Annotated in this window: 15 protein-coding genes; all 15 read left to right on the top strand. The window is 43.0% G+C overall.

Annotated elements, in window-relative coordinates:
* The first annotated feature begins 38 nt into the window (after positions 1-38).
* A complete protein-coding gene (locus tag R50345_RS27965) occupies positions 39-773 on the top strand; it encodes a M23 family metallopeptidase (protein ID WP_042131362.1) in 735 nt (244 codons plus the stop codon).
* A gap of 270 nt (positions 774-1,043) precedes the next feature.
* Positions 1,044-1,331 carry a sporulation transcriptional regulator SpoIIID gene (gene spoIIID, locus R50345_RS27960; RefSeq protein WP_019915029.1) on the top strand — a complete coding sequence of 96 codons (288 nt, stop codon included), beginning with the start codon at positions 1,044-1,046 and terminating at the stop codon, positions 1,329-1,331.
* Positions 1,332-1,460: 129 nt separating this feature from the next.
* Positions 1,461-2,459: a rod shape-determining protein gene (locus R50345_RS27955; RefSeq protein WP_042131361.1), complete on the top strand. Its 999-nt coding sequence runs from the start codon at positions 1,461-1,463 to the stop codon at positions 2,457-2,459.
* Positions 2,460-2,506: 47 nt separating this feature from the next.
* Complete coding sequence (locus R50345_RS27950) at positions 2,507-3,385, top strand: flagellar hook-basal body protein (protein ID WP_042131360.1); 879 nt, start codon at positions 2,507-2,509, stop codon at positions 3,383-3,385.
* 52 nt (positions 3,386-3,437) lie between these two features.
* Positions 3,438-4,259: a flagellar hook-basal body protein gene (locus R50345_RS27945; protein WP_042131359.1), complete on the top strand. Its 822-nt coding sequence runs from the start codon at positions 3,438-3,440 to the stop codon at positions 4,257-4,259.
* Between the two features lie 10 nt (positions 4,260-4,269).
* Positions 4,270-4,506, top strand: coding sequence for a DNA-directed RNA polymerase subunit beta (locus tag R50345_RS27940; protein ID WP_042131358.1), 237 nt, complete (start codon positions 4,270-4,272; stop codon positions 4,504-4,506).
* Positions 4,507-4,762: 256 nt separating this feature from the next.
* Positions 4,763-5,185 carry a 3-hydroxyacyl-ACP dehydratase FabZ gene (gene fabZ / locus R50345_RS27935; protein WP_042131357.1) on the top strand — a complete coding sequence of 141 codons (423 nt, stop codon included), beginning with the start codon at positions 4,763-4,765 and terminating at the stop codon, positions 5,183-5,185.
* A gap of 47 nt (positions 5,186-5,232) precedes the next feature.
* Positions 5,233-6,954 carry a phospho-sugar mutase gene (locus tag R50345_RS27930; protein WP_042131356.1) on the top strand — a complete coding sequence of 574 codons (1,722 nt, stop codon included), beginning with the start codon at positions 5,233-5,235 and terminating at the stop codon, positions 6,952-6,954.
* Between the two features lie 134 nt (positions 6,955-7,088).
* The gene (locus R50345_RS27925) at positions 7,089-9,125 is read left to right on the top strand and encodes a DUF5693 family protein (protein WP_042131355.1); all 2,037 of its coding nucleotides are present in this window, start codon (positions 7,089-7,091) and stop codon (positions 9,123-9,125) included.
* A complete protein-coding gene (csaB, locus tag R50345_RS27920) occupies positions 9,101-10,237 on the top strand; it encodes a polysaccharide pyruvyl transferase CsaB (protein WP_042131354.1) in 1,137 nt (378 codons plus the stop codon). Before R50345_RS27925 ends, csaB begins: the two co-directional genes overlap by 25 nt.
* A 6-nt stretch (positions 10,238-10,243) precedes the next feature.
* A complete protein-coding gene (locus R50345_RS27915) occupies positions 10,244-10,999 on the top strand; it encodes a WecB/TagA/CpsF family glycosyltransferase (RefSeq protein ID WP_042131353.1) in 756 nt (251 codons plus the stop codon).
* A gap of 116 nt (positions 11,000-11,115) precedes the next feature.
* Entirely contained in the window at positions 11,116-12,243 is a 1,128-nt protein-coding gene (locus tag R50345_RS27910; RefSeq protein ID WP_042131352.1) for a glycosyltransferase family 4 protein, read from the top strand.
* Between the two features lie 159 nt (positions 12,244-12,402).
* Positions 12,403-16,323 carry an S-layer homology domain-containing protein gene (locus tag R50345_RS27905; protein ID WP_042131351.1) on the top strand — a complete coding sequence of 1,307 codons (3,921 nt, stop codon included), beginning with the start codon at positions 12,403-12,405 and terminating at the stop codon, positions 16,321-16,323.
* A 155-nt stretch (positions 16,324-16,478) separates the two neighbouring features.
* Positions 16,479-16,820 carry a hypothetical protein gene (locus R50345_RS27900; protein WP_042131350.1) on the top strand — a complete coding sequence of 114 codons (342 nt, stop codon included), beginning with the start codon at positions 16,479-16,481 and terminating at the stop codon, positions 16,818-16,820.
* Between the two features lie 820 nt (positions 16,821-17,640).
* Complete coding sequence (locus R50345_RS27895; protein WP_197069722.1) at positions 17,641-20,313, top strand: S-layer homology domain-containing protein; 2,673 nt, start codon at positions 17,641-17,643, stop codon at positions 20,311-20,313.
* The last annotated feature ends 56 nt before the right edge of the window (positions 20,314-20,369 follow it).

The raw sequence follows: 20,369 nt of genomic DNA, 5'->3' as shown, positions 1-20,369 counted from the left end.
AGAAGCCCGGTAACACTGGTTACTGAGGTGATAACCATATGAATGAACAAGACAAAAACAAAACAAACCATGATGAATCTCTCAAAAAATCGCAGGGAGATTCAGGTGCTAAACCTTCTTCATGGAGCAAGATGTTATCTAAACGTTGGGTGTTCCCAGCAGTCTACACGGCGGCAGCGGCAATTATACTAACCTTGGTGTGGGTCTATCAGGATGCCGGCCAAAAGCCGCTGGACACCGCCGCCACAACACAGCAAGTAGGAGCTTCGACTAACGAAGCTGGTACTGCTAACAGTAATCCAGATGCCCTTGAAGTTCTTGCTTCAGCGGAAAGCTTGGCTTGGCCAGTAGCCAATCCAGGGGAAGTAGAAGTGGTCAAGCCGTACTATGATGAGAATGGTACAGAGGACAATCACGTTGCCGCCATGGTGCAGTATAACGACAAATTTATTCCTAATGTCGGTATTGATCTTGCCCGTGAAGACAACAACACATTCGACGTTAAAGCAGCGCTTAGCGGTGAAGTAACTAGAGTGGAAGATGTTGCGGTACTAGGTAAGGTAATTGAGATTACTCATCAAGGTAACATGAAGACCGTGTACCAAAGTCTTGGCGACACGAAAGTTAAAAAAGGCGATGTTGTGAAACAAGGGGATACTCTTGCAACAGCAGGTCGCAGTGAACTCGAGAAGAACCTCGGTAATCATGTACACTTTGAAGTGTATAAGGATGGTAACGTAGTTAATCCATCTGAGTTATTGCCAGGGCGATAAGAATAGCTATAGCGGGGGGCGAAAGCCCCCTATTTTTTTGTGAACAAGGCTCTTCTTAAGCTGCATGCTTATAAAGAGCCTTATTTTCTGCGAGAAACGGCTGCATGTTCTAAAGGACTAATAACGTTCCGGCTTGCGAATAACAAGGCTTCTTAGGTTGTCCATTAAATAAAATGAGCCCTCCCAGGCTTGTCATGTCTTGAAAGCGCGAATATATAAGCCCGCCCCTCATATAATGTACCAAACTATCCACAGTTGGGAGGCGGGAGCGTGCACGATTACATCAAGGAACGTACGATCAAAATCGGACGCTGCATCGTGGAAACCAGGCATACGGTCCGGACCATAGCCAAGGAATTTGGCGTTTCAAAGAGCACGGTGCACAAAGACTTGACTGAGCGTCTGCCAGAGATCAACCCTGATCTGGCTGATCAGGTGAAGCACATTCTTGAATATCACAAATCCATCCGACATCTTCGGGGGGGAGAAGCCACAAAAATTAAATATAAAAAAACGACGGGGAAAAAACGTGAGGTTGCTGTAGCATCAAAGCCATGAGATTTTCGGAAATTTAAGGAAATATTCAGCTTTAAAACATTGTGTACTTCCCCTAAAGTATGTTATTTTTAAATTTAGTACTAACTGCTGTTTTTTCAATTAAAATAACACTTTGGGGGCTCTTTCATTATGTTTAGCAAGGATATCGGAATCGACCTCGGCACGGCCAATGTGCTCATACATGTTAAGGGAAGGGGAGTCGTTCTGGATGAACCTTCCGTGGTCACACTTGAAAGTGATACGAAGAGAGTCCTTGCGGTGGGAGAACAGGCACGTCGCATGGTTGGACGTACACCTGGAAATATAACAACTATCCGTCCTTTACGGGATGGTGTCATTGCGGATTTTGAAATCACGGAAATGATGCTGAAGTATTTTATTGACCGTGTTGGCGGTCGTACCTGGTACTCACGGCCTCGCATTCTGATATGCGCCCCTACAAATATTACATCTGTGGAACAGAAGTCCATAAGGGAAGCGGCAGAACGTAGCGGGGCTAAGGAAGTGTTTATGGAAGAAGAGCCAAAGGCCGCTGCGATTGGAGCGGGAATGGACATTTATCAACCAAGTGGAAATATGGTCGTCGATATCGGTGGCGGAACGACGGATGTAGCCGTACTTTCTATGGGCGACGTCGTTACCGCTTCTTCGATTAAAGTCGCTGGAGACAAGTTCGACGAGGCCATTTTAAGATATATTAAACAAAAGTATAAATTGTTGATCGGTGAACGGACAGCAGAGGATATTAAGGTTACTATTGGTACGGTTCGACCTGGTTTGATGAAGTCCGAAATGGATATTCGCGGCCGGGACATGGTAAGCGGACTTCCCCAGACGCTCACTATTACGGCTGGTGAGGTAAAGGAAGCATTGTGGGATCCGGTTTCTTCTATTGTGGCTGCAGCTAAATCGGTACTGGAGCGTACACCACCAGAATTGTCTGCGGACATCATTGACCGGGGTGTTGTTCTTACTGGTGGAGGTGCTTTGCTTAACGGATTGGACGAGCTGCTCTCAGAAGAATTACATGTACCTGTCTGGGTTGCGGAAGACCCTATGCATTGTGTAGTAAAGGGAACAGGGATTATGCTGGACAATTTGGACAAGGTCGTTAAGAAAAAGTTCTAAGCAGCCGATATAAAAGGTAGCATTAGATTCGGAAGGAGACTACCTTCATGATAAGAGGATTATATACGGCCGCTGCAGGTATGGTTGCGCAGCAACGTAGACACGATACGGCAACACAGAACATTGCTAACTTAAATACAACGGGATATAAGCAGGTTGATAGTGTTAATCATGCTTTTCCGGATGTCTTGATCTCGGCTATGAGTAATGGCAATACCACGCCGGTTGGGCGCCTTAACACGGGGGTTTTTGCAGAACAGTCGATATCCCAATACTTACAGGGTGATTTAAGAGAGAGCGGCAAGTCTATGGATTTTGCTTTATCTACGGATTTGCAAGTCACGGACCCTGTGACGGGTCAGAATATATCTTTTGATGGTTCGGGGAAATATGTAAGCCCTGATGGTGAGGTTATTTACCGTCCACAGGCTTTCTTTACAGTACAGGATGCTGAAGGCAATAACTTATTTACCCGAAATGGAAGTTTCTCAGTAAATGCAGCTACGGGAGAAGTTTTGAGCAGTGGAGGTTTCAAGGTTCTTGATTCCACTGGCAAGCCTCTTGTCTTGACAGGAAATCAGGACACCCTTAAAGTGGACGGGCAGGGGAATGTACTAAATCCAGAAACAGGACTTCCGACAGGGACCAAAATTGGTGTGAGTGTAGTTACAAAGCCGCAGGAGCTTGTGCGTGATGGTAAAGGTGTGTTTCACGCTGTTGATATAGCGGCGGCGGACATTCGTTACTCCAATGCAACTGATAACTTGCAGGTGCGTCAAGGATACTTAGAGGGCTCTAATGTTGACCCTACCCAGGTTACTGTAGATTTGAATGCTGCATACCGGGCTTATGAAGCAAACCAAAAGATCGTTCAATATTATGATAGCAGCTTGCAAAAGGCTGTAACTGAAGTCGGCAGGGTATAGGCACTACTTATGAACTGAGCTTTACAGGTAAAGCTTATAGGAGGTTTGATCTATGAACAACTCAACGATTAGTGCAGCAGTCTCCATGTCCAGCCTTCAGAAGCGGCTTGATATTATAGCGGATAATCTAGCCAATATGGATACAAATGGCTATAAGCGCAAGCAAGGCTCCTTTGAGGATGTGCTGACTCGTGTACAGCAGCAATCAGATGACTATGATCAGCCGGGCCGCGCTACACCGCTGGGTTTTAATATCGGTTTTGGGACTTATGTGCCTTCGATTACGACCAATTGGGAAGAAGGACCTCTTAAAGAAACCGGTAATCCAACCGATTTGGCGATTCAAGGTAATGGGCTTTTTGGAGTTCAGGTCAATGGAACTACAGCTTATACACGACAAGGTGACTTTCACTTTACTCCGGACACCACCGATGCAACGAAGATGGTCCTTGTAGATAATACGGGGAATTCGGTACTGAATACAGCAGGTAATCCTTTAACGGTTCCTGTGGGCGTGAATGCGGCTATCGATGAATCTGGTCGTGTATTAACGAAACAGACTGAGAATGGACCTGTTCAGGTAGCGGGTACTATAATGATTGTAGAACCTAAGACACAGAATGCTTTAAAGGCAGTGGACGGAAATTTCTATATGCTTGCCGATGGAGTAACAGCACAGCAGGCTTTTGTTCAAAGAGCGGCAGGTGAGGCTTCTGGAATTGGAGTGCGCTCAGGGTGGCTGGAGCAGTCGAATGTCGACATGACCACAGAAATGACAGAAATGATGCAGATTCAACGTACGTATCAACTCGCAGCTCGGGCGCTTTCTTCAAGTGATCAGATGCTAGGTCTGGCCAATAACATGCGCGGGTAGAGGTGAAGGAATGGAACGTAAGAAAAAGGTGAAGTCGGAAGACAAACCCGAAGACAAAAAAGAGACGAAGCAGCGAGGATTATCAAAATGGACACTCATCCAGTGGATTCTTATTCCTTTGCTTCTCGTAGCTGCACTTGGAGGCGGGCTGGTCGTCGGTTACGTCGTCCTTGGCAAAAAAGAGTTTAGCGATGTTCTACAATGGAGCACATGGAGACATGTATATGATTTGGTTTTTGCTCCATAATTAAAGAGGATAATGACTCCCTTGTTGTATAAGGGAGTTTTCTTTTTTATACGGATAAATGTATAATGGTGGGGGGCCACGGGCAGCAAAAAGGGCCCTCTCCGCCATGCTGTCGCATCCGGTGGAGAAAGCCCCTTATCTTAACCTCCACTTCTGCAGGTGGTGAAGGATAGTTATAGTTTTTACCGAAGCTGCCTAAATTTATGCAGTTCGGCGAAGAATAAATGAAGTAACATCCGAAAGGAGTTTTGTTATAATGCTGGATATTAACCAAATTCAAGAAATCATCCCCCATCGGCCTCCATTTCTGCTGGTGGACAAAATCACAGAGATTGAAATGGGTAAACGAGCTGTAGGCATCAAAAATGTAACGATCAATGAACCTTTCTTCGCAGGTCATTTTCCAGGTTATCCGGTAATGCCGGGTGTATTGATTACAGAAGCGCTTGCCCAAGTTGGTGCAGTTGCTATTCTGGGGGTAGAAGCGAATCGCGGCCGAATTGGATTTTTAGCTGGGCTGGATGGATTCCGTTTCCGTGGTCAAGTTGTACCGGGAGATACGCTCACTCTTGAAGTGGAGATTACCCGCCTTAAGGGCAGTATTGGAAAAGGACAAGCTACTGCATCGGTTGATGGAAAAGTTGTTGCCTCTGGGGAAATTATGTTTGCTCTGAGCTAATATTAATTAGCAAAAATATATTATACATGGAGAAGGAGAGATTCTAAATGACTCAATTAAGCCCAAAAGCGGCAGAAACCTTATCTCGCTGGCTGGAGAACGCCTCTGTCGATGAGTCTACGAAGGCGGAGCTGCGTGCGCTGGAGAACGAACCACAGGAGCTTGAGGAACGATTTTATAGAGATCTAGAATTTGGTACAGGTGGTCTACGCGGTGTAATTGGTGCGGGTAGTAATCGTATCAATCGTTATACGGTAGGCAGAGCTACACAAGGTTTCGCTAATTATATTCTGGAAAAGCATACTGGAGAGGGAAGACCTTCTGTTGTTATCGCTCATGACTCCCGTCGATTCTCGCCAGAATTCACGCTTGAGGCTGCTCTAGTATTGGCTGCTAATGGCATTGAGGCTCATTTATTCACTTCTCTGCGTTCAACACCGCAACTCTCGTTCAGCGTACGTCATTTGAAGGCAACGGGTGGTATTGTTATTACTGCAAGTCATAATCCGCCAGAATATAACGGGTATAAAGTTTATAATTCTGAAGGGGGACAGCTTGTTCCTGACGAAGCCGAAAAGGTCATTTCTTACATATTAGGGGTTGACACTTTTGATGGTGTGAAACGGATTTCCCAAGAAGAAGCGGAGCGCCAAGGTTTGCTGCACTGGCTTGGTGAGAAGGATGACGAAGCGTTTACCGATACTGTCGCTGCGGTTAGTCTTGCAAGTGAAGAGATTGCCTCTACGCTTGGTAAAGACTTCAAAATCGTATACACCCCGCTACATGGTACTGGTAATCTGCCAGTTCGTCGTGTGCTTGAGAAAATTGGGTTCACACAGGTGCATGTAGTACCTGAGCAAGAGCAACCAGATTCCGAATTTTCTACTGTGAAATCGCCGAACCCAGAGGAGCGCGAAGCATTTACACTAGCTATGAAGCTGGGTGAAGAGTTGAATGCGGATCTCTTAATTGGTACGGATCCCGATGCAGACCGTATGGGGGCAGTGGTTCGCGACAATGAAGGTAAATTTGTTGTTTTGTCGGGCAATCAATCTGGAGCTCTGATGATTCATTATTATTTGAGCCGTTTACAGGAACAAGGTAAGTTGCCTAGCAATGGTGCAGTTGTGAAGACTATCGTGACGAGCGAGATGGGGGCTGCTGTAGCTTCTCATTATGGTGCAACTGTATTTAATACGCTAACGGGCTTCAAATATATTGGCGAAAAAATGACTCAATTCGAACAATCCGGAGATTACACATATCTTTTCGGTTATGAAGAAAGCTATGGTTATCTTGCAGGTAACTATGCTCGTGATAAGGACGCCGTTCTTGCGGCTATGTTGATCGCTGAAGCAGGTGCTTATTACAAAGCTCAAGGCAAAACACTATATGATGTTCTTCAGGAATTGTATGAGCAGTTCGGATACTTCTTGGAAAGCCTGGAGTCCCGTACCTTAAAGGGCAAGGATGGCGTTGCGCAAATTCAAGGTATTATGAATGATTGGCGTACAAATGCACCACAAGAAATTGCCGGATCTGCCGTTACAGAGGTGCTGGATTATTCACTAGGCTTGAATGGTCTGCCGAAGGAAAATGTATTGAAATATTTGCTCGCTGACGGTTCATGGTTCTGCTTGCGTCCTTCCGGTACCGAACCAAAGATTAAAGTTTATTTTGCGGTTGTGGGTGAATCCTTGCAGAATGCTAAAGACAAGGTAGCTACACTATCCAAACAGGTTATGGCCCGTGTTGACGGGGAACAATAAAATAAGAATATAGAGCGCATTCTATATTGTGAAATTATATTTTTTACGTAGAAACGGGTACCGTCTCTAAAAGGATGACGATCCGTTTCTACTTTTGTAAAAAGAGTTTTAAAGTGAAAGAGGAGGTACTTTTGGTGCAGCAAAAATGGCAACGTTGGAATATTTCTTCCCGAAAGTGGCTGTGGATTATAGTTGTGGTTGGCGTTTTAGCTGCCCTGCCTGTTGTCTATGACCGTCTGCAGACGGAGAAGTCTTCCAAGACAGTGGAATTTGTATTTGATTATCGTGATTTAGTTGAAGTCGCCAGCTATCGTGCAAATCCGCAGAATTATATTTCTGAACAATTAGATCGCCTAAAAGATGCTGGTGTTCAGAGCATGGCGATTTACGAAAGCACGCTGGAAGATTATCGTAAGGCGCGTCGTCTAATGATGTGGGGTGCGGCTGATATCGCTAATCTTACGGATACAATCATTCCGGAGAATGAGAATTATACTTATGTTCTTTTTACTAATCCTGATTACTACCAGGCTCTGGCGCCTGTTATTAAAGAGGCATTCGGTAATCTTGGGATTACTTCAAAGGAATGGAGTTTCCGCGGACAACAAGGTCTTATTATTGAGACTCCAATAGAAGATGCTACACTGAAGCCACTTCAGCCAGATCCATTTACACTGGAGATGCTGCATGACAAAGGGTTCACCATTGTACCGCGTCTTGTGGATTCTTTGACTTATAATAAAGCAACGGTTGAGAAGCTGTTGGATCGTTATGAAGAATTGGGTGTAAAACGAATCCTATTCGAAGGAGAGTCCGTTAAAGGGTTTAATGATGATGCCGATACTGGCAGTATCACTGACTTTGCAAACCTCCTTAAAGAACGTGGAATCGGAATTGCAGCGATTGAAAATATTAAGAAACAGCAGAAGGGCTTTAACAAGCTTGCTTATTTGCTGGACTATAACGTAACACGGTTATATTCCCTTAGTGAAGGTGATTCTGCCTTAGATCCAAAAGTGATCTCGGATCGTTTCGCTTTGGCAACAAAGGATCGTAATATCCGCATGATTTATTTAAATACGATTCCTTCACGGAATACAGCTAAGGCACAGATAACAGATACGCTGGACAACCTTGTCACGAGTCTTAGTGATCCTGGTGGTGCCGTTGAGCAGATCAAAGACAATGGGTTTAAGTTAGGACAAGCTACGGCTTTTGAGGTTGTAGATTCGTCTTATCAGCGTTACTTCAAGCTAGTTGCAGTAGTTGGCGCAGTCTCGTTAGTGGCGCTGCTGATTTCTTACTTTATTCCTTGGCTTACGATCCCAGCATGGGTGCTAGGATTACTGGGAAGTGCAGGCCTGCTGGTATTGAAACCAGAGCTGTTTGAGCAGGCACTGGCGCTAGCGGCCGCGATAAGTGCACCAACTCTTGCGGTTGTACTTGCCATTCGTAAGGTCAATGAAATGGGGCCTCCTTTACGGGGCAATAACCTTACCTATAAGGCTATGAGCCCGCAACGTCGGTTCACACATAGCCTGGTGCTTTATCTGAAGACCTCATTAATTTCTTTGAGTGCTGTGCCATTCGTGATCGCACTGCTCAACAACATAACCTACAGTTTAGTGCTGGACCAGTTCCGTGGTGTTAGTCTACTGCACATGGCACCTATCGGCCTTGTGGCACTATATGTACTTTTATACCGTGGAGAGTTTGTTTTCAACAAAACAGGCAAGCTGCTTCGGACACCTATTACACTGGCTTGGGTTATTGCCGCTGCGGTTCTTGGGGTAGTGGGGATGTATTATTTGAGCCGAACTGGAAATGGTGGCAACGTAACACCTTTAGAAATGGCCTTCCGTACATTCCTAGAGAATACGGTCGGTGTCCGGCCACGTAACAAAGAATTTTTACTGGCTCACCCACTCTTAATTTTGGGTGCATTCCTAGCCTTTAGATACCGGAGTGCAGCATTTATTATGATTATTGCCGTAATCGGTCAGCTCTCCATGGTGGATACCTTTGCACATATTCATTCACCTGTTCTGATCTCGCTGGTTCGCGGATTGCTCGGTCTTGGTCTCGGACTGATCATTGGTATAATTGCCGTAGTCGTATGGCAGATTGCAGAAGGGTGTTGGAAACGATGGTCGCCACTCCAAAAAAGATAGTTATCTCTGGTTACTATGGTTTTCGTAACAGTGGAGATGAGGCGGTATTGCAGTCTATACTAATTGCACTGCAGAAACAGTCTCAAGCTTTGGGTATATCCATTGAGCCTATCGTGCTATCCATTGATCCTGAGTGGACAAGCGCCACATATGGAGTGAAATCCGTACACCGGATGAAGCTTGTTGAAGTCCGCCAAGCTATTTATGAGAGCGCTGGTCTGATCAGTGGCGGGGGCAGCTTGCTGCAGGATGTAACAGGCAGTAAGAGTATTCCTTACTATTTAGGTATTATTAAGCTTGCGCAGTGGATGGGTAGACCAACTTTTATCTATGCTCAAGGTATCGGACCTGTGAATCGCAAACTTTTTCACCCGTTAATCAAATCCGTGTTTCGTAAATGTAACTATATATCTGTGCGGGATGAACAATCCCGCGAACTTCTCCTATCTATGGGACTAGAGCAGAAGAACGTAGAAGTTGTTCCCGATCCGGTAATGGGCTTGTCTTTGCCAGAGGACACGGATGTTGCTACACGATCTTTAGAATTATCTGATTCACTTCCGGTGATTGGGATATCGGTACGTTTTTGGGAGCAAGACCGCAGAGAACTGGAGGCTCTTGCACAAGGCTTGATTAAGGCCAACCGTGAGGTTCCGTTACATTTGCGATTCCTCCCTTTTCACACCCCATCGGACAATGAGGCTTCACGTTATCTGATGGATAAGCTGAAGGGAAGTATAACCGAACATGGTGGGCAGGTCAGTATTTGTGAGGATGCTATTCACCCACAACAGATGCTACGGGAAGTGGGAGAATGCGATGTTCTGATCGGTATGCGACTTCATAGCTTGATATACGCGGCTGGAAGACGTGTTCCACTGATAGGTATTTCTTATGATCCGAAGATCGATCATTTTCTGGAAAGAATCCAGTGCCATCCTGTTGGAGCAACAAACGCACTTGATGCTGAACATGTTGCTGCCGAGATTGTCCATCTTTTGAACACAGGTCAGGAATGGAAAACAGAACGGAAAGATGTCATTTCCAAGTTGATTCAAGAAGCAGGGGCACCAGCTCGGCAAATTGTAGAATATTTTCACCATAAAGGATGATCTAAAGTGAAAGCAGAAAGCGCGGTACCTACAGTTCCTATTTTTGGGATTAGAGTCTCGAAAGTTGATATGGCAGCAACAGTTGCCTATTTGACGGAGGCTGTTCATACCCGTATCCCGCATCAAGTGATTACAGCAAATCCGATTATGGTTATGGCTGCACTGGAAGATCCAGCTTATATGGATATTATGAAATCGGCTGAATTGGTTGTCCCCGATGGGACGGGCGTTGTTTGGGCTGCTAATTATTGTAATGAGCCGGTATCAGAACGGGTAGCAGGTTATGATCTGTTACATGAATTGATGCGACAGGGTGAAAGATATAGTTGGAAGGTATATCTCCTTGGTTCTACGCCTGAAGTGATTCGGGAAACCGCTGAAAGGTTACAATTGCAATATCCGGGTGTTATTATTGCAGGATATCACGACGGATATTTTGGTCCGGAAGCAGATGAAGAAATTGTTGCTGGAATTGTTAAGGTTAATCCTGACTTACTATTTGTTGCCAGAGGTGCGGATAGTCAGGAACCATGGATTGCTAAATATAAATCCAAACTGGGTGTTCCTATCATGATGGGGGTCGGCGGCAGCTTTGACGTGATTTCTGGAAAGAGTAAAAGGGCACCAAAAGCCTTCCAAAAAATGAGAATAGAATGGTTGTACCGCCTCCTAAAAGAGCCTACTCGGTACAAACGAATGCTTGCACTGCCGAAATTCGCATTAAAAGTGGTGCGTGAGAAAGATAAAGTAACAAAAGTCTAGTAAAATGCCGATATTCACCTAGAAAATCAGATAAATAGCCTAAATAAAGGATTGGAATTTGTTTTTGTAACAGCGTATAATTCAATGCGGTAGAGAAATGGGGGTCGACTGATCAAATGTTAATCATATACATCGCTGGATTTATCGTATGCATGGGACTCGCACTTGGCCTCACACCTTTGGTGAAGAAATTCGCCATTAAGATTGGTGCAACAGATGTGCCGAATGCTCGTAAAGTGCACACGAAAATAATGCCCCGCCTTGGCGGATTAGCTATTTTTCTAGCGTTTGTGTTAGGCCTGCTTGCCGTATTGCCGATTATTCCATACGAGTTCACTCCGCGGGAGGTCAACTTCATTAAAGCGCTGCTGTGTGGCGGCGGACTGATTGTACTTATCGGGGCACTTGATGACCGATTTGAATTATCAGCAAAAGTGAAGCTACTGGGCCAAATTATCGCAGCATGTATCGTTGTTTTCGGCTTTGGTATTACTGTAGATTTTGTGAATATTCCATTTAACAATACGTATTCCTCACTGGAGAGCTGGATTGCTATCCCGCTTACGATTTTCTGGATTGTCGGTGTTACCAATGCCGTTAATCTGATTGACGGGCTGGACGGGCTTGCGGCTGGTGTATCAGGAATTGCTATTGCTACGATTGCGGCAATGGCTTTCGTAATGGGAAACACCATGGTTGCAATGTTGTGTCTGTTGCTTCTGGGTAGCATTATTGGATTCCTGTTCTTTAACTTCCATCCCGCTAAGATTTTCATGGGAGATACGGGTTCGCTTTTCTTAGGCTTTTGCTTAGCTTTACTAGCCTTGCTAGGATTTAAACAGATTGCTGTAGTTTCATTTATTACACCTTTGCTTATTATCGGTGTACCTTTGTCGGACACGTTCTTTGCGATCGTGCGACGTAAGCTGCAGAAGAAACCAATCTTCGCGCCAGATAAAGGGCATTTGCATCACTGTCTTCGCGAGCTTGGCTTCAGCCACCGTCAGACTGTACTTATTATTTATGGTATTGCTGCATTTTTCGGTATCCTAGCTGTCATTCAATCATCAGCAGCTCTATATGAAGCGAACTGGGTTACGTTCGTGGTCATCTGCATCATGCTATTCTTCCTGCAGATTGGTGCCGAAATCACAGGTTTGATCGGCAAGACTAAACGTCCGCTGATTGATTTCTTTCTAAGAATGCGTATGAAGGCTGATCCGGAAAGAGGCTCTAAGTCCTAAGCGACTAAGCAATTATTCTAAAATTTTCTATATCTAACAAAACTCATTCGATTTCGGATGAGTTTTTTGTTATTTTCCCTAAAAATATCACTACTTATGACCGATAAAGAACAAAGTGAAGGTTTACGAGAACTTATACTCAAAGGAGAGATATAACACATGCAACGCTTTAAGAGACCGTTCGTTTGGCTGATGCTGGCGGCTTTGATCGTTTCTATGTTCCCAGGTAAATACACGCCGATAGCGGCAGCGGCTACCACGAGCTCTACGACTTTCTTCAGTCCGGATGATCTCACATTACGTAATACCGTTTTGTTGAAGCAAGATGTGGTGCCAACAACAGCAACTCCAAATCCAGAGGGGCTAATTAGTCGTTCTAGTGTTTACAAAATAAGCAATCCTACCTTTTCAATTACAGGAACTTACTCACAGGTAACTTCATCAACAATGAAGGTTACTGTTGAGCAGCTTACTCAGGATAGCTCAAGCAAAAAATGGGTAACGGATTCGACTCGCTTGACTACAGGAACAGTTACAACAGATAACAATAGTCCGGACAATCGCTTTGTAGCGTCTGGTCTTGTTTTGTATACAGGCTTTAATAAGATTACTTTCTCTGGTATGCAAGGTAATCTTCAACGTTCAGAATCCTTCTATGTGCTATATGATCAAGTGCCTTATGTAACAGAATTAAAAGTATTGGGTGGACCTTCTGCGCTTAATTTAAACGAAGGAACACAGGTTGTTGTGCCGGTATCTACAGTTACTCTTCAAGGTAAAGTAGCCAATGCAACGAAGGTTAGTGTCTCCGTGAATGGCGGGACTGCATTACAGACCTCCTTATTGGAAGATGGGACGTTTTTTACACCTGCTTTGAATTTGAATCCGGGTTTAAGCACTCTTAAAATTGTAATTCAAAATGCTTCGGATTCTATAACCATAGACAGATCTGTTTATTTCTTTGATAAGGATCAGCCGTTTGCTTCTTTGAATATTAATCATAATTCAGTTGATTATAATATTCTAAATGATAAAGTACCTACATTAACTGCTGATCTCAATCCTAGTGTTGCAGGGTTTACAGGACAGGTATTGGTACCTTATAACGTAGCTCCATTCCAAACAAGTGCCGTGCTGACTCTTAATAAAGGTACTGGTTCTGAGAAAGTGGTTACGATAAAAAGCGTGGGAGAGGAATTAACCATTCCTGGCCCTGATGGCGTTACCCCAACGTATAAGTTGGTTAAATTTACAACTGATACAAATCTGGAAATTCTTCCTGGTGTAAATGACTTTAAGCTGAGTTTGGATTATGGCACTCACAGTAGTTCTCATATCTACTCTTATAAATTCTTAAAAGATGAGACTGTCATAACAGACATGTACTTTCTCTCCGGGTATACCGGTTCTGGAGATCTTACCAATATCTCTAAACTGCCTTTAAATGGACAACAGGTGGAGACAGATACCTTCTATGTTATGGCGAAAACCAATAAATCAACTTCGGCTGTTTTAACTGCTAACTATTTACCTTTAAGTAATAAGCCGTTAAGTATAACCGCTGTTACTGTTTCAAATCTTGGTGCAAACGAATACGTATATAAAATAACCGGGTTCTCGAATGGGCAACAGAAAGTACAGTTCCGATATACAGGCTCGGAGTCTTATTATAATGCAGATATTTCATATGTATCTAAGAACTATATTTACGTAAGCAACCTGCAGGATGGACAAACTTATGAATTCGATTCAAGTGCCGTAAATAATTTAACGGTAGTCGGAGAATATATTGGATTCGAAAATATCGCAGGCGCACAAGTGCAAATTAATGGTATTGATAGTAATTCGTTAACAGATAAACCATTTAAGCTTGAGGTAGAAAAAAATTCAACCGTAAACAAGACAACTTTCAATTTCACATTGAAAATTAGTCAGACAGGACCCCTTGTGTATGGTGAGAACAAAATTGTATTTACAGGAGTCTCCATTGATAATGCAGGCAATCAACGGATTATCAAAAAGGAACTAAAACTCTATATCATTGATACTAATATTTCTGGTGTGAAACAATTCCACCCTTCTTTGGGAGAGAATCGCTTACCTTTTACAAGAACAACACTTTCTAATGAAGTTGAGCGTAACGCTATTCTGGCCTTGCCAGCAGAAATTGTATACAAGGATGAAAAGTATACAACAAGCAAAGATAAATTTGATTTGGTGCTACAAGGTAGTGGTGCTACGACCTTGAATCTGTATCAAGGTTCTACATTGGTTTTTTCTTCGACAGGTCAAGATAGACTACTCATAGATACAGAACAGGAACCTATTGGTCCAAAACGTTACCCTGATGAGTTGGCTGCAGATGGCTTGTACTATGAGTACATCGGTAGCGCTAAAAACTTTATTTTACGTTTGCGTGATATCAAGTTTGATACTCCAGGAAGCCAAGTTTATACCCTTGAGTTAATTAACAAAACAGGAGCAAGAACTACTCAACGTCTTGAGGTAGTAAGAGAGCTAGCCCCATATCGTCTTCTCTCGCCTGTACCAACCGTAGGGAAACAAATCGTTGTTAATAAAAACTTTGTTCGTTTTGATATTGAAGCTGAAGGGGCAACAAAAGTCATAATTGGAAAAGATGAAGCTAAAAAACGTACGGATATTCTAAATTCAGATCGTTTTACCTATGACTATGTAGGTTTGAAGGCAGACAAATCTACGCCAATTAAGATACAAATCGTCCGTTCTAACTCTACAATAAACGATACAATAGATGTCTACTATGCTAGTGCGGTACAAATTGATACGCAGTACATGGCAGAGAAGGTAGCTACGAAATACAGTGTTTTCAATAAGACTCTGGAATTGAATTTCCCTAAAGGCACAATTATGAAGGGATTTACGAGTTCTGGTGCTGCAAAATATTATCCGAATACAAAACTCCTGTTTGGTATTGCGGATCCCGCTGATGGGGTAGTTGAACGTAAGAATGACTACGGAAATATTATTAACGTCACTGGTAGCGATGACAGAACAGAAGGCGGGGGAGGTCAACTTGTAATCCCTCAGGATCTTGCGCTGCGTTTCACATCAACCGTCTCTACGAATAACTTTTCTAGAGTATCCGATATCTACTGGCTTAGTGGTGGTCTAGGAGAAGACGGAGTTAATGTTGAGACCAATGGGGTTACTCCGCATTTTGTAGATGGTAGCGGAAAGACAGGTTATTTTACACAGTACAGTCAGACTCGAAAAATCGTACCTTCTCAACGCGGGGAGTTGACACTTACGTTTAACTCCAGCATCGTAGATGAAGTGGGATCAACAATTACAGTATTCCGGTATACTGATTCAGGAAAATGGGAAAACGTAGGTGGTATAGTCGATACTAAGAAACATACCATTACCGTTCCGTTTGATGAGTTTGGTTATTATACGGTTATGAAACTGCGTCGTGGATTTGTTGATATTACGAATCACCCATGGGGTAGGAATATTATGAATGGGCTGTACTCTAAAGGATTCATGACGAATCTTCGTGCAGATGCATTCGGTGCAGATGATTTAACAACACGTGGTGAATTCGCCACATTGCTGGTGAAATCATTGAGTATTCCTTTGAACTATGATGCTAATAAGCAAACATTCTTCGATATTGTGCCACAAGCGGTTTCAGCCACTTGGGATTTCAAGCATATCGAGACTGCCGCTAGGGCCGGTATTGTTACAGGACTAAGTGACGGCTTCTTTGGGCCTGACCAAGCCTTAACACGTGAACAAGCGGCAGTAATGATCGCTAGGGCACTGAAGCTGAAGATGTCTTTGAATGACAATAAGCTCTTGGCAAACCTAAGTAAATCATTTGTGGACACCAGCAGTATGGATTTCTATTCACGCCCTGCAATTGAGGCTGTATCTAAGGCTAAGATTATGGAAGGAAGCGCCGTGACGGTTACAGGACAGAAGAAACCCGTATATAACTTTAATCCAAAGGGTAAATTGACTAGAGCGGAGGCTGGAAAGATTACAGTTGCGCTCTTGCAAAAGAGTACAAGCATCTTCCCGAAGAACTTTAACTAAAGCAAAAAAATGTTCACCGGCCTGCGAAAAAATATTCGCAGACCGGTGTTTTAATGTAATGAGAGCAATTACCAAAGACATATATTTTGTATTCTTCTTAGATTTACGATACAATAACGTAGAAAATATTATTTTCTGAAAGGTGAAAGCCAACCATGAAACCGATTTTAGCAAAAGCACAGTTGGATTACATGAAAGCCAAGAATATGTTTGAGAATAGAGCAAAAGTGTTAGAAAAGGAAATTGCGGCTAAGCGGGCACTACAGGAGATTACACAGGAGGTTATGGAGGAACTTGTGCAAGCTACAGGATTCCATGATTCTTACAATGAGCTTGTCGTTGCTGAGAACGCTCTGATCGAATGGTCTCATACTACAATTAAGCATGAAAAGAGCTACCGCGAGAATCGCGCAGCTATTGATGCAATGTACGACAATGTAAACTCAAGTCCTGAAAAGCGTCAGGAATTGATCCAGTTATCTATGAAGATTCGTTAGACCCTACTGTAATAGAAGCAAGCGCCGGCAACGGCGCTTTTTTGTTGCGTTCATCATGATGCTATCTATAGGGCGGATCTCCGAGTGGTGAGGTAAGTAGTAGCCATCAGCTTACGAATCATCAAAGCAATGAACCAGGAGGCGAACCAAGAAAGGACATGTTTGATCGAACCTATAAGCGAAGGTTTTTAGGTTGTAGCTTTAAGAGCTGAAGCTCAGAAGGGGAGTTGCCATATAAACAGCCTACGGTGAATGTGAGTAATCAGGTCTTTTCGCCCCTTTATACTCAAATTTTGTAGGAATGTTTAAATAAATGGCACTAGTGTTAATGATACTTAGTAAATATTGCATAATGACGTTTAGAAAACGACTATGGTATACTATTTTCCGTGGCAACCCATGATTAACAATAGTTAGTAGAACATACATATGTATCTTCTATTGGGATTGTACCGGAAAACAAAAAAAGAAAATAATTTTTTTGAGAAACCGCAACTTTTCCAAATCTTCTGCGTTTAAGGTGTAGAGTCATTTACACAGGCAGTTGAAATTAACCGGTGGTAAAGCCAATTTAACAAAATGGAAAAATTAGCTTTACGTGACTTGAGGCACATTGTATAATACTTAGGTATAATTAGGAATCTAGTATTGTCATGTCCTGATCATTGTTTACCAGTTTCTGTGATACCCGTCACAGACATTATTTATACTTAATTTGCTCAACTCTGGAAAGGGGGTGCATCGGCTAATGAGTGACACGAGCTACTCAACTAAAGAAAAATCTCAGTTTATGAACGTCCAAGGAGGAGAAAAAAAGGTTATGAAGAAAATTTTATCCGTAGCATTATCTACAGCAATGGCATTCTCGATGTTTGCCTCTGTAGCGTTTGGTGACGCAGCAGCAACTCCGCAACAAAAATTTGACGCTTTGGCAGCAAAAGGTATTCTCAATGGGTACCCAGATGGTCAAGCTCACCTTGAAAAAGATCTTACTCGCGCTGAATTCGCGAAGATCGTTACTAAATTGTTCGATCTTACTGAAGTAACTAACAAATTGTCTTACAAAGACAAAGGTTACAACGCTAGTAACTGGGCAGTTCCTTACATCGAAGCTGTTACTGCAGCTAACTTGATGCAAGGTAAAGATACTGTTAAAGGTATCTTCGACTACAACGGTAAAGTAACTGTTGAAGAAGTAGCGGCTGTATTGTTCCGCGCTTTGAAACTTGAAGCACCAGCAACAAGCGACAACAGTGCATCTGCATGGGCTAAAGGTTATGCTCAAGCAGTAATCGATGCTGGTCTGATTGCTAAAGACACTAACTTCAAAGCTAACGCTAGCCGTTCTTTGGTAGTTGAAACAGCATATGCAGTTGATCAATTGAAAGCAGCTCCTACTGTAGCTTCTGCAGAAGCAGTAAGCCCAACTAGCGTAGTTGTAACTTTCTCTGACAAAACTACTACTACTGTAACTTTGACTACAGCACTTGTAGAAGGCGTTGAAACTTCAATTTCCTTCAAACACAACAACCACGACTACACAACTAAAGTAACTTTGGCAGCTCCTAAGGTTCTTTCCGTAGAAGCTCCAAACGCTAAACAAGTGGTTGTTAAATTCAACCGTGTAATTAGCGCTGATTCTGTGATTGAAGATGGTAAATTGCTTGCTGACACTGTTAAGGTAGTACCTGTAAGCGGAACTGCTGTAACTGTTGTTGGTTCAGCTGCAAGCTTGAATGAAGCTGGCACCGAGTTGACAATCACTCTTGACAAAGTTGATACTGACTACTTGAAGGGTCAATACACAGTAGTAGTAAGTGACAGCGTTCTGACATCAGCTGGAACTAAAGTTGCTACTTACACTACATTGTTGACAGTTGCTGATACAGTAGCTCCTACAGTTAAGGCTATTAATGCCGTAGCTAAAGAATCTACTAAAGAAGTATTCGTACAATTCAGCGAGCCAGTAAAACAATATAGCTTTACTGCTACTATTAACGGTGTTTCTGTAGCTGTATCGAAGGAATCCGCTGATACATTTAAATTGACTACAAATACTGCACTGAAAACTGGTACAGCTAATGATGTAGTACTTAACAAAGTTACTGACTTTGCTGGCAACGTTGCAAGCACACTTAAAACAAGTGTAACTGTAGTTGCTGATACAGCTGCTCCAACGATCGTTAGCGTTACTCCTGAGAGTGACAACTATGTAAAAGTTAAATTCAACAAAAAAGTTAACGCTGCATCCTTCAAGGGTAATGTTTCCTTGCTGAAAGCTGACGGCGACAAAGTTGGTAACATGAATGTTATTACAACTGACGATAGCGACACAATTAAATTGCAAGTACCTAGTGCCTTCAACTTCCCAGCATCCGGAACTTTCACTGGTACACTGTCATTCGCAGCATCTGTTCGTGATACACTGGGTAACACACTTGGAGCCACTGTGACTCAAGCAGTTACTTTTGTTAAAGACACTACTGCTCCAACTGTAGTATCTGCTACTTACGGTTCTAGTGGTCTTGTATTGACTTTCAGTGAAGATGTTGTACTTGCAACTGGTACTGTTAGCATCATTGATGAATCCACAGGTACTGTTGTTGGTTCACCAATTACTCAAGCTGACATGACTGTAAAAGGTGCGAAAGTAACTGTTAAGACTAGCACTACTTTGGGTGGAGACTACACAGTTCGCATTACTGCTGGCTTGGTGAAGGATAAAGCAAGAACTCCTAATACTTCTAGCGCAGCAACAGTTGCTCTTACAGCTGAAAAAATCAATGCCAACGATGACAAGAGACCTACTGTTACTTCTGTAGTGTACACAGCTGCTTCTTCAGAAGCTGGATACCACCAATTTACAGTAACAGCTACTGATAACATTGGTTTGAATGTAGCTTCGCTTCGTGATTCTAGCAGCTATGTCCTGAACGGTGCTGCTCTACCTTCTGGTTCTTACGCAGTTATTGATCCAACTACGGTTGTAGGTACTGCTACTAAACCAACTTCTGCTCAAGTGAAAGTATTCATTCCAGTAGGCGGAATTACAGAAACTAAAGATTACACATTCAAAGTTGTTGGTATCTCTGATGCAGCTGGCAACGGAATGGAAAATACTGCTTCTGCTTCGGTAGTTCATGAGCTTAAGAACACAACTGCTCCTAAATTGACTGAAGCAGCTATTAACAGTAATGTTGCATACCTGACATTGACATTCTCAAATAAAATTACAAGTGTTGATCCTTCAGACTTTGTTGTCGTTGCAGGATTGAATGGTTCTGAGCCATCATCAGCAAATGTAGTTGTAAAAGCGACTGTTGGTTCTGGTAGCGAAGAAGGTAAAGTATTGTTGCAAATCAAAGTTGACGGTAAAGACATCACTGATTTGAACACTCTTGATTCCCTTACTGTTGAAGTTAAGGAAAATGCTAAATCTGCTGACAAAGATGGTCTTACAATTGTTAAAGGTAACAAACAAACTGTAAGATAATTAGCTTCCTTTACGAAGCAAGAATAGCCTCTTCGGAGGCTATTCTTTTTTTATAG

The sequence above is a fragment of the Paenibacillus sp. FSL R5-0345 genome (assembly GCF_000758585.1).
Lineage (GTDB): Bacteria > Bacillota > Bacilli > Paenibacillales > Paenibacillaceae > Paenibacillus_AQ.
This window is presented reverse-complemented; position numbering and strand designations above follow the sequence as displayed.

Excerpts from the sequence above, each read along its gene's own strand:
- R50345_RS27940 (WP_042131358.1), top strand. The coding sequence starts at position 4,270 with ATGGAACGTAAGAAAAAGGTGAAGTCGGAAGACAAACCCGAAGACAAA.
- R50345_RS27965 (WP_042131362.1), top strand. The coding sequence starts at position 39 with ATGAATGAACAAGACAAAAACAAAACAAACCATGATGAATCTCTCAAA.
- R50345_RS27945 (WP_042131359.1), top strand. The coding sequence starts at position 3,438 with ATGAACAACTCAACGATTAGTGCAGCAGTCTCCATGTCCAGCCTTCAG.
- R50345_RS27930 (WP_042131356.1), top strand. The coding sequence starts at position 5,233 with ATGACTCAATTAAGCCCAAAAGCGGCAGAAACCTTATCTCGCTGGCTG.
- R50345_RS27910 (WP_042131352.1), top strand. The coding sequence starts at position 11,116 with ATGTTAATCATATACATCGCTGGATTTATCGTATGCATGGGACTCGCA.
- R50345_RS27955 (WP_042131361.1), top strand. The coding sequence starts at position 1,461 with ATGTTTAGCAAGGATATCGGAATCGACCTCGGCACGGCCAATGTGCTC.
- csaB (WP_042131354.1), top strand. The coding sequence starts at position 9,101 with ATGGTCGCCACTCCAAAAAAGATAGTTATCTCTGGTTACTATGGTTTT.
- R50345_RS27950 (WP_042131360.1), top strand. The coding sequence starts at position 2,507 with ATGATAAGAGGATTATATACGGCCGCTGCAGGTATGGTTGCGCAGCAA.
- R50345_RS27900 (WP_042131350.1), top strand. The coding sequence starts at position 16,479 with ATGAAACCGATTTTAGCAAAAGCACAGTTGGATTACATGAAAGCCAAG.
- fabZ (WP_042131357.1), top strand. The coding sequence starts at position 4,763 with ATGCTGGATATTAACCAAATTCAAGAAATCATCCCCCATCGGCCTCCA.
- R50345_RS27895 (WP_197069722.1), top strand. The coding sequence starts at position 17,641 with ATGAAGAAAATTTTATCCGTAGCATTATCTACAGCAATGGCATTCTCG.
- R50345_RS27905 (WP_042131351.1), top strand. The coding sequence starts at position 12,403 with ATGCAACGCTTTAAGAGACCGTTCGTTTGGCTGATGCTGGCGGCTTTG.